Origin of the sequence: Ralstonia pickettii, from assembly GCF_000607165.1 — a bacterium.
GTDB lineage: Bacteria > Pseudomonadota > Gammaproteobacteria > Burkholderiales > Burkholderiaceae > Ralstonia > Ralstonia holmesii.
In genome coordinates this window covers 1-9,543 of sequence record NZ_JFZG01000007.1, presented here as the reverse complement: position 1 = coordinate 9,543, position 9,543 = coordinate 1, and the positions used below count along the sequence as shown (strand labels likewise).

The window sequence follows — 9,543 nt, the reverse complement described above, 5'->3', positions numbered from 1 at the left end:
AGAAAACCATCCCCAAAACCAAAGCCTCAGTCCGCCGGCGTAATGTCGATATGACAATGCGAAGAATGCGAGTGCGAAGCCTCCGCACCCTGATGCATGTGATCCTGCACGTCCACCCGCATCCCCAACCGCGCCAGCAGCTTCCGATCCGCATCCGCCTCCGGGTTGTCAGTCGTCAGCAGCTTCTCGCCATAGAAGATCGAGTTGGCGCCCGCCATGAAGCACAGCGCCTGCAAGGCATCGTCCATCGCCTCGCGGCCAGCGGACAGCCGCACCATCGCCTTGGGCATCGTGATGCGCGCCACCGCAATCGTGCGTACGAAATCGAACGGGTCCAGTTCTTCGTTGCCGGCCAGCGGCGTGCCTTCCACCTTCACAAGGTTGTTGATGGGCACCGAGTCCGGATACGGTTCCATGTTCGCCAGCTCGGCGATGAGGCCAGCACGCTCGTGCACCGATTCCCCCAGCCCGACGATGCCGCCGCAGCACACGTTGATACCGGCATCACGCACATGCTCCAGCGTGTCGAGCCGGTCCTGGTACGTGCGCGTCGTGATGATCTCGCCGTAGAACTCGGGCGCGGTATCGAGGTTGTGGTTGTAGTAATCCAGGCCCGCGTCCTTCAGTTGCGCGGCCTGTTCCTGCTTGAGCATGCCCAGCGTCACGCACGTTTCCAGCCCCATCGCCTTCACGCCGCGCACCATGTCGGCCACGGCATCGAGTTGATGCGGTTTCGGGTTGCGCCACGCTGCGCCCATGCAGAAGCGGCTTGCGCCGTTCTGCTTGGCGCGCGATGCGGCTTCGAGCACGGCGTCGATCGGCATCAGCTTTTCCGCCTCGACACCCGTGTCGTAGCGGGCCGATTGCGGGCAGTACGAGCAATCTTCGGGGCAGCCGCCGGTCTTGATGGACAGCAGCGTCGAGAGCTGCACCGCATTCGCATCAAAGTTGGCACGGTGCACCTGCTGTGCCTGGAACAGCAGGTCGTTGAACGGCAGCGCGAACAGCGCTTCGATGGCTTCGCGGCTCCAGCGCGCGTCGGGCGCCTGGCCCGGTGTGACGGGCGTCTTGGCGGCGTTCGGAACGAAGTTGAGCGGAGTGGATTGCATGAGGACTTCCTTCAAGTGATGCGTGGTTTCGTTGTTATGCGGATCAGGCCGGCAGCAGCCAGTTCGGCTTGCGCTTGCCCAGGAAACTTTGCACGCCTTCGCGGCCTTCTTCCGAAGCGCGAATGGCGGCGATGCGCTCAGCGGTATCGGCCAGCAGTGCGTCATTGACCGCGGCGCCAGACACCTCGCGCACGAGGCGCTTGCTCTCACGCACGGCGTTCGGGCTGTTGGCGACGAGCGCAGCGGTGATGTCAGCCACCTTGGCGTCGAGCGCATCTGCGTTCACCAGCTCATGCACGAGGCCGAGGCGATGCGCTTCGGCAGCCGAAAAGCGTTCTGCGGTGATGAAGTAGCGGCGCGACGCCTGCTCGCCCAGAGCGCGGATCACGTACGGGCTGATGGTGGCCGGAATCAAACCGAGCTTCGCTTCCGACAGGCAGAAGTTGGCTGTGTCAACGGCAACGACAATGTCGCATGCAGCAACCAGGCCGACGCCGCCGGCATACGTGTCACCCTGCACGCGCGCAATGACTGGCTTGGGGCAGGTGTAGATGGCGCGCAGCATTTCGGCCAGACGCAGGGCATCGGCACGGTTCTCATCGTCCGAATAGCCGGCCATCTTCTTCATCCAGTTCAGGTCGGCGCCCGCGCAGAACGCAGGGCCGTTGCCCGACAGGACGATGGCGCGCACGCTGGGCTCATTGGCCAGCGCGCGGAACGCGCCGGTCAGCTCGGCGATGACAGTTTCGTTGAAGGCGTTGCGCACGTCGGGCCGGTTCAGCGTGAGCGTGGCGACGGCGCCGTGCTGCGCGAAGGCGAGGGTCTCGAAAGCGTTCATTCGGGGTCCTTGTTGGTGTCGGACTTGGGGTCGTCTGCGCCGGAGGCTTCAGCGTTGCTGCCCGGTGCCACCGCTTGCAGCGGGCCTGCGGGCAGGCCGAGTTCGCGCAGGAAGGCATCCACCTGCGGCAGCCAGATGGCAAGCCCTGCATGGCTTGCAAACATGCCGTGCGAGTCGCTCTTGAAGTTGCCGAAATCCACCAGCCGGCCTTTGCCGCCGCCACTGGTGTAGGCGGCGAACATTCTGTCGGGCATCGGCTTGGGCCAGTAGCTGTCGTTGTCGCCGTAAAACCAGAGCGATGGGTAGCGTGACTGGCGGCCGTACGTCTCGAAGGCGCGCACGAGGTTGCCTTCCCAGTCGACGCAGGTGTCGTTGCGCAGGCCGCCGGCAAAGTTCACCAGCCCACGCACGCCGGGGTAGGCGATGGTGCCGAAGGCCAGCGTGGTCAGGCCGCCATGCGACTGGCCCATGACGACGATGCGGTTGCGGTCCACGTACGGCTGCGCGGTCATGTAGTCGAGCGCGGCCACCACGTCTTCGGCCTGGATGATGCCGTTGGCTTCGACGTTGCAACCGCTGCCGATATACGCGCCGCCGGATTTGGAAAACCCCTGCCGCATCGGAATGGCCACCACGTAGCCGCGTGCGACCAGTGCCGCGGCCTGCTCGCTGTAACGGGCACGCGCTTGGAATGCTGCCTTGCCGCGCGCCTTGCCATGGTTGAGCACGATGAGCGGGAACGGGCCGTCGCCGGCCGGCTTGTAGACGGTCGTCTCCAGCTTGAGGGTGAAGATGCCCGCAGACTTGGGCACCTCCACGATGGTCTCGCTGACGCCGGACGGCGCGGTCTCGCTCGCAAGCGCGGTCGCAAGCAGCAGCGCGCAGCCAACGGCTGCCCAGACGCTGCGCCACGTTCGCGCGGTGATGCTGTTCACTGCAAATTCCCTGGTCGATGGACGGCCCGCTTACATGCGGAACACGCCGAAGTTCATATCGCCGATCGGCGCGTTCAGGCTGGCCGACAGCCCGAGGCCCAGCACGCTGCGCGTGTCGGCGGGGTCGATCACGCCGTCGTCCCACAGGCGCGCGCTGGCGTAGTACGGATGGCCCTGGCGCTCGTACTGATCGCGGATCGGTGCCTTGAAGGCGGCTTCTTCATCCGCGCTCCATTGGCCGCCCTTGGCTTCGATGCCGTCGCGGCGCACGGTGGCGAGCACGCTTGCGGCCTGTTCGCCGCCCATCACGGAGATGCGCGCGTTCGGCCACATCCACAGGAAGCGCGGCGAATACGCGCGCCCGCACATGCCGTAGTTACCCGCGCCAAACGAGCCGCCGATGATGACCGTGAACTTCGGCACCTGCGCCGTGGCCACCGCCGTCACCATCTTCGCCCCGTTCTTGGCGATGCCTTCGTTCTCGTACTTGCGGCCGACCATGAAGCCGGTGATGTTCTGCAGGAACACCAGCGGAATCTTGCGCTGGCAGCACAGCTCGATGAAGTGCGCGCCCTTGAGCGCCGCTTCCGAGAACAGGATGCCGTTGTTGGCGATGATGCCGACCGGGTAGCCCCAGATGCGCGCAAAGCCGCAGACCAGCGTCGTGCCGTAGCGTGCCTTGAATTCGTCAAACGCAGAATCGTCGACGATGCGGGCAATGACTTCGCGCACGTCGAACGGCTTGCGCGTGTCGGTCGGGATGACGCCGTAGAGCTCTTCGGCGGCGTAGCGCGGCTCGATGGGCGCGTGAATCTGCACTTGATCTGGCTTGCGGCGGTTCAGGTGCGCGACGATGCTGCGGGCCTGGGCCAGCGCGTGCGCATCGTTGTTGGCGAAGTAATCCGCCACGCCCGACAGGCGTGTGTGCACATCGGCGCCGCCGAGGTCTTCGGCGCTCACCACCTCGCCCGTGGCGGCCTTCACCAGCGGCGGGCCCGCCAGGAAGATCGTCCCTTGTTCCTTCACGATGATCGATTCGTCGCTCATGGCCGGCACATAGGCGCCGCCGGCGGTGCACGAGCCCATCACCACTGCAATCTGCGGAATGCCCTTCGACGACAGGTTGGCCTGGTTGTAGAAGATGCGACCGAAGTGATCGCGATCAGGAAACACGTCGTCTTGGTTCGGCAGGTTGGCGCCGCCCGAATCGACCAGGTAGACGCAGGGCAGGTGGTTCTGCTCGGCAATCTCCTGCGCACGCAGATGCTTCTTCACCGTCATCGGGTAATACGTGCCGCCCTTGACGGTGGCGTCGTTGCAGACGATCACGCATTCCTGCCCTGAGATGCGGCCGATGCCGGTGATGATGCCGGCGCCCGGCGCGGCGTCGTCGTACATGCCATACGCCGCCAATTGCGAGAACTCCAGGAACGGCGTGCCTGGGTCGAGCAGTTGCTGCACGCGGTCGCGGGGCAGCAGCTTGCCGCGGGCGAGGTGCTTGGCGCGGGCGTCTTCACCGCCGCCCTGGGCGATGCGTGCAACCTTGTCGCGCAAGTCGGCGACGAGCGCGCGCATGGCATCGGCGTTGGCCTTGAAGTCTTCAGCGCGGGGGTTCAGCTTGGTCTCTAGCGTCGGCATGGCAGCAGTGCAAGAAGGTCGGTGCGGTTCAGTCAGGGAAGGTGCCGTCGACGTACAGCCAACGGCCTTCGGCGGATTCAATGCCGCTGGCGTCCAGGCGGACGAAGCGGCTGGTTTCATGCAGGCGATGCGCGCGGCCGCCCACCTTGTAGCGCGCGACGAATTCCACCGTGGCATGCGTGGCGTCTTGCGGCGTGTGGCGCTTGACGTCCAAGCCAAGCCAGCGCGTGGCGGTGGCGTCTGCTTCGCTGGTTTCCAGGTCGGCAGGGCAGGTGGACGGATGCCACGTGCGGCGCAGATACGCCGTGTCGCCCAGCACGTAGGCGCTGTAGCGCGAGCGCATGAGCTGCTCGGCCGTAGCCGGCACGGCGTCGCCCGCGTGGAAAGGTCCGCAGCAGCGTGCGTAAGCGCTGTTGCCGCAAGGGCAAGCGTCGGCCGGGCCGATGGGCCTGGTTTGTGCGACAGGCATCAGCCCAGCAACTCCGGCAGTTCACGCATGTCGGTGAACGTGCGGGTGGCGCCAGCGGCGATCAGCGGGCCCGGCGCATTGCGGCCGGCGTACGCGAGCACCGTCATGCCGGCAGCGTGCCCGGCGGTGACACCCGTGGGGCTGTCTTCGATCACCAGACAACGCGACGGCGAGACCCCGAGGCTGCTGGCGGCCAGCAGATACACATCGGGCGCGGGCTTGCTGCGCTCGACTTCGGTCGCCGAGAAGATGCGCACGTGCGTGGGCTGGAAGTGCTCGATCAGACCGGTGCGGTTGAGCTGCAATTCAACTTTCGTGCGATCGGCGCCCGAGGCGACCGCCATCGGCAGGCCCAGCCTGGAGAGCACATCAATGGCGTGCGCGATATGCGGCACGGCTTCCACCTCGGCTTCGAGCAGCGCGTTGCGGCGAGCGTGGAAGGTGGACAGCCAGTTCGGCGGCAGCGGTGCGCCGCGCATCTCGGCAATCGCATCCAGTTCTTCGCGGATGGCCTTGCCCAGGAAGCGCTCGATGGAATCTTCCGGGCTGATGTTGATGCCAAGCTCGGTCAGCATCTGCCAGATCAGGCGGTTGACGAGGGGTTCGCTGTCGACCAGCACGCCGTCGCAATCGAAGAGGATCGCGTCAAAGTGCGGGTGGTTCGAAACAGAGGAATTCACTGCAGTCATGCTCTCTTCGTAGAGGGTTCGTCAGCGGCGGCTCGTACATCGGCCGCTGTTTTGGAATTCGTTTTATATGCGTCCGTGGCGCAGCAACGCTTCAATCTGGTCAAATCGGTCGAAGCCCCAGAACGCTTCGCCGTCGACGATCACGTAGGGCGAGCCGAACACGCCGCGCGACATGGCCAGGTCGATCTCGGCCTTGAGCTGATCCTTGATCTGCTGGCTGCTTGCGCCGGCGTTGAGCGCGGCACCGTCGATGCCCATGGCGTCGGCAATCTTCATGACCTCTGCCGGTTCGCCGATGTTGATGTCGTCCACGAACAGCGCGCGGTAGAGCGCACGCGCAAAGTCGATGGCGCGGTCGCCGCCGTGGTGGTCATGTACCCACAGCGTGGCGCGCGCCGCGTATTGCGTGGGCAGTGGGAAGTGCGTCGGCTTGCGGTATTCGATGCCGTTGAAGCGTGCAGTGCGCTCGAAATCGCGCCATGCGTAATCGCCCTTGAGCGGCACCTGCGGCAGCGGGGAGCCGCCGGTAGTTTTGAAGACCACCCCCAGCAGGATCGGGTGCCATGCTGTCGCCCGGTTGTACCGCTGGGCGAGCTCTTCCACGCGCGTGCTGGCGAAGTAGCCGTACGGCGATGAGAAGTCGAAGTAGAAATCGATGGCCCCGTTCATGATGTGCTCCCCTGTTGTGCTGCGCCTTCCCCGAAAATGCCTACGCCAGAGCGCGGGCGATCAAGATCTTCTGGATGTCGCTCGTGCCTTCGTAGATCTGGCACACGCGCACGTCGCGGTAGATACGCTCCACTGGGAAGTCGCTGACGTAGCCGTAACCGCCGAAGACCTGAATGGCATCGGAGCAGACGCGCTCGGCCATCTCGCTGGCGTTGAGCTTGGCCATGGCCGCCTCTTTCAGGCACGGCCGCCCGGCGTCTTTCAGGCTGGCGGCATGCCAGACCATCTGTCGTGCCACATCCACGCGTGTGGCCATCTCGGCCAGGCGAAACTGCACGGCCTGATGCGCGAACAGCGGCTGGCCGAAGCTCTCGCGCTCCTTGGCATACGCCAGCGCTGCTTCAAAAGCCGCACGCGCCATGCCCACGCTCTGCGCGGCAATGCCGATGCGCCCGCCTTCCAGCCCCGACAGCGCCATCTTGTAGCCCGCGCCTTCGTCGCCCAGCAGGCAATCGGCGGGGATGCGGCAATCTTCGAACACGATCTGCGCCGTGTCGGACGAGTGCTGGCCGAGCTTGTCTTCCAGCCGCGCGACGATGTAGCCGGGCGTGTTGGTCGGCACCAGGAACGCGCTGATGCCGCGCTTGCCTGCTGCCTTGTCGGTCACGGCCATGACGATCGCCACGTCGGCATGCTTGCCGCTGGTGATGAACTGCTTCACGCCGTTCAAAACCCAGTGGTCGCCATCTCGCACGGCCGTGGTGCGCAGCGCCGATGCATCGGAGCCGACATGCGGCTCGGTCAGGCAGAACGCGCCCAGCATCTCGCCGCGCGCCAGCGGCACGAGCCACCGCTGCTTCTGCGCGTCATTTGCAAACGCCATCAGCATGCTGCACACGGGGCAGTTGTTCACGCTGATGACGGTGGAGGTGCCACCGTCGCCGGCAGCAATTTCTTCCAGGATCAACGCCAGCGAAAGATAGTCGAGCCCCGCGCCGCCCAGTTCTTCCGGCACGGCCACGCCATAGGCGCCCAGCTCGCCCAATTGACGGTGCACGTCTTTCGGGAACGTCGCTTCACGGTCCCATGCGGCTGCGTGCGGCACGATCGCCTCGCGCACGAAGGTGCGGATGGCGTCGCGAATCATCTCTTGCTCTTGGGTCAGCAGCATCGCTCCGGCCTCACCATTCAATGACGCTGCCGTCGTAGTTGCGGAACCCGCCGTTGTCGGCGCGCGTGGCACCGGCAATGACGCGGCGGATACCGGCCACGCTCTCCTGCGGCGTGATGGCCGCGCCCGCGCCGCCCATGTCGGTCTGTACCCAGCCCGGGTGGAAGGTCAGGCACGTGGCGTTCTTGGCGTCGATCGACACCCCGCGCAGCACGGCATTCACCGCCGCCTTGCTGGCGCGATACAGCCAGCCTCCGTTGCCTGTCATGTCCCCAATGCTGCCCATGCGGCTGGAGATCACGGCGAGCACGCCGCCCGCTTCGTCCGCGCCACCCGCACCATGATGCCCGGCTTCCACCATCGGCAGCACCACGGGCAGCACGCCCATCGGCGCCCACACATTGGTGTGCATCACGGCATCGAAATCCGCCTGGCTGACGGGCGTGGCGCCCTGCGTGCGCGGGCCGTAGATGCCCGCCACGTAGATCGCCACGTCCAGTGCTTCGCCGTCGAGCTTCCATGCCAGGCCGGCAACGGCGTTGGCGTCGGTCAGATCAAGCACGTGCGTTTCCGCACCCAATGCCTGCAGCGCCTGCGCTGCTTCTTGCGTGCGCACGGTGGCAATCACGCGCCAGCCATCCGCACGGTATTGCTTGACCGTTTCCAGGCCGATGCCGCGCGACGCACCCAGGATGAGCGCGGTGCGCGTGCGGCGGGACGTTGCGTTCGTCATGCGCGTGCCTTAGTAGAGTTCGATGCCGACAGCCGTGGCTTCACCACCGCCGATGCACAGGCTTGCCACACCGCGCTTGCCGCCGCGGTGTTGCAGCGCGCCCAGCAGCGTCGCGATCAAGCGCGCACCTGACGCGCCGATCGGATGGCCCAGCGCACACGCGCCGCCGTTCACGTTCACCTTTTCGTGCGGGATGTGCAGGTCGTGCATGGCGGCCATCGGCACCACGGCAAACGCCTCGTTGATCTCGAACAGGTCAACGTTGCCCGAGTTCCAGCCGAGTTTCTTGAACAGCTTGTCGATGGCCGTAACCGGTGCCGTGGTGAACCAGCCTGGCGCTTGCGCGTGCGTGGTGTGGCCCAGCATCACAGCGAGCGGCGTGATGCCGAGTTGCTTGGCAGTCGACTCGCGCATCATCACCAGCGCAGCCGCGCCATCGTTGATCGACGAAGACGACGCGGCCGTCACCGTGCCATCTTTCTTGAACGCGGGTTTGAGCGAGGGGATCTTGTCGACCTTGATGCGGCGCGGGCCTTCATCGGTGTCGATGACGGTGTCGCCAGCTTTGCTCGACACGGTGACGGGTGTGATCTCCCAGCGGAACGCGCCGGATTCGGTAGCCTCTTGCGCGCGGCGCACGGACGTCATCGCGAAGTGGTCCTGGGCCTCGCGCGTGAAGCCGTATTTCTCGGCGCAGTCCTCGCCGAAGGTGCCCATGGCCCGCCCCTTGTCGTAGGCATCTTCCAGGCCGTCGAGCATCATGTGGTCGTAGATCATGCCGTGGCCGATGCGATAACCGCCGCGGCCTTTCGGGATCAGGTACGGCGCGTTGGTCATGCTTTCCATGCCGCCCGCAACCACAACATCCAGCGACCCTGCCAGCAGCGCGTCGTACGCGTTCATCGCGGCGCGCATGCCCGAACCGCACATCTTGTTGACCGTGGTGCAGCCGACTGACAGCGGCAGGCCCGCGCCCAATGCGGCCTGACGTGCCGGCGCTTGCCCCTGGCCCGCAGGCAGGACGCAGCCCATGATGACTTCTTCAATCTGTTCCGGTTTCAAGCCCGCTCGCTCGACTGCCGCACGAATGGCGGCAGCGCCGAGTTGCGGAGCGGTGAGGCTGGCGAGTTCGCCCTGGAAGGCGCCCATCGGGGTGCGGGCGGCGGAGGCGATGACGATGCGGTCGGACATTGCTGCAATCTCCTGGAACTGTGCTTGGGACAAGTTCTGCACTTGTGGTGCAGGGGTTGTGTGTCTCTCGCTTCTGGGGGTTGTTGTTGGTGGTTCACCCC

Annotated in this window: 10 protein-coding genes; all 10 read right to left on the bottom strand. The window is 65.5% G+C overall.

The features are described from left to right. Positions 1-26: 26 nt before the first annotated feature. Entirely contained in the window at positions 27-1,109 is a 1,083-nt protein-coding gene (gene bioB / locus BG83_RS0111465) for a biotin synthase BioB (RefSeq protein WP_024976849.1), read from the bottom strand. 43 nt (positions 1,110-1,152) lie between these two features. Continuing rightward, positions 1,153-1,947 carry an enoyl-CoA hydratase/isomerase family protein gene (locus BG83_RS0111460; RefSeq protein ID WP_024976848.1) on the bottom strand — a complete coding sequence of 265 codons (795 nt, stop codon included), beginning with the start codon at positions 1,945-1,947 and terminating at the stop codon, positions 1,153-1,155. Further along, complete coding sequence (locus BG83_RS0111455; RefSeq protein WP_024976847.1) at positions 1,944-2,882, bottom strand: dienelactone hydrolase family protein; 939 nt, start codon at positions 2,880-2,882, stop codon at positions 1,944-1,946. Before BG83_RS0111455 ends, BG83_RS0111460 begins: the two co-directional genes overlap by 4 nt. Positions 2,883-2,912: 30 nt before the next feature. Continuing rightward, positions 2,913-4,520, bottom strand: coding sequence for a carboxyl transferase domain-containing protein (locus tag BG83_RS0111450; RefSeq protein WP_024976846.1), 1,608 nt, complete (start codon positions 4,518-4,520; stop codon positions 2,913-2,915). A 28-nt stretch (positions 4,521-4,548) separates the two neighbouring features. Continuing rightward, positions 4,549-4,989: a YchJ family protein gene (locus BG83_RS0111445; RefSeq protein ID WP_024976845.1), complete on the bottom strand. Its 441-nt coding sequence runs from the start codon at positions 4,987-4,989 to the stop codon at positions 4,549-4,551. Next, the gene (locus BG83_RS0111440) at positions 4,989-5,678 is read right to left on the bottom strand and encodes an HAD family hydrolase (protein ID WP_024976844.1); all 690 of its coding nucleotides are present in this window, start codon (positions 5,676-5,678) and stop codon (positions 4,989-4,991) included. The genes BG83_RS0111445 and BG83_RS0111440 overlap by 1 nt, the downstream gene beginning before the upstream one ends. A 63-nt stretch (positions 5,679-5,741) precedes the next feature. Continuing rightward, entirely contained in the window at positions 5,742-6,347 is a 606-nt protein-coding gene (locus BG83_RS0111435) for a 2-hydroxychromene-2-carboxylate isomerase (protein WP_024976843.1), read from the bottom strand. Positions 6,348-6,387: 40 nt separating this feature from the next. Continuing rightward, positions 6,388-7,518 carry an acyl-CoA dehydrogenase family protein gene (locus BG83_RS0111430; RefSeq protein WP_024976842.1) on the bottom strand — a complete coding sequence of 377 codons (1,131 nt, stop codon included), beginning with the start codon at positions 7,516-7,518 and terminating at the stop codon, positions 6,388-6,390. A gap of 10 nt (positions 7,519-7,528) precedes the next feature. Further along, positions 7,529-8,251, bottom strand: coding sequence for an SDR family oxidoreductase (locus BG83_RS0111425; protein WP_024976841.1), 723 nt, complete (start codon positions 8,249-8,251; stop codon positions 7,529-7,531). 9 nt (positions 8,252-8,260) lie between these two features. Beyond that, positions 8,261-9,442 (bottom strand): acetyl-CoA C-acetyltransferase, encoded by a 1,182-nt coding sequence (locus BG83_RS0111420; protein WP_024976840.1) that lies wholly within the window; start codon positions 9,440-9,442, stop codon positions 8,261-8,263. Positions 9,443-9,543 lie beyond the last annotated feature (101 nt).

Bases quoted from the DNA above. Each gene is read 5' to 3' on its own strand.
- bioB (WP_024976849.1), bottom strand. From the start codon at position 1,109: ATGCAATCCACTCCGCTCAACTTCGTTCCGAACGCCGCCAAGACGCCC.
- BG83_RS0111460 (WP_024976848.1), bottom strand. From the start codon at position 1,947: ATGAACGCTTTCGAGACCCTCGCCTTCGCGCAGCACGGCGCCGTCGCC.
- BG83_RS0111450 (WP_024976846.1), bottom strand. From the start codon at position 4,520: ATGCCGACGCTAGAGACCAAGCTGAACCCCCGCGCTGAAGACTTCAAG.
- BG83_RS0111445 (WP_024976845.1), bottom strand. From the start codon at position 4,989: ATGCCTGTCGCACAAACCAGGCCCATCGGCCCGGCCGACGCTTGCCCT.
- BG83_RS0111440 (WP_024976844.1), bottom strand. From the start codon at position 5,678: ATGACTGCAGTGAATTCCTCTGTTTCGAACCACCCGCACTTTGACGCG.
- BG83_RS0111435 (WP_024976843.1), bottom strand. From the start codon at position 6,347: ATGAACGGGGCCATCGATTTCTACTTCGACTTCTCATCGCCGTACGGC.
- BG83_RS0111430 (WP_024976842.1), bottom strand. From the start codon at position 7,518: ATGCTGCTGACCCAAGAGCAAGAGATGATTCGCGACGCCATCCGCACC.
- BG83_RS0111425 (WP_024976841.1), bottom strand. From the start codon at position 8,251: ATGACGAACGCAACGTCCCGCCGCACGCGCACCGCGCTCATCCTGGGT.
- BG83_RS0111420 (WP_024976840.1), bottom strand. From the start codon at position 9,442: ATGTCCGACCGCATCGTCATCGCCTCCGCCGCCCGCACCCCGATGGGC.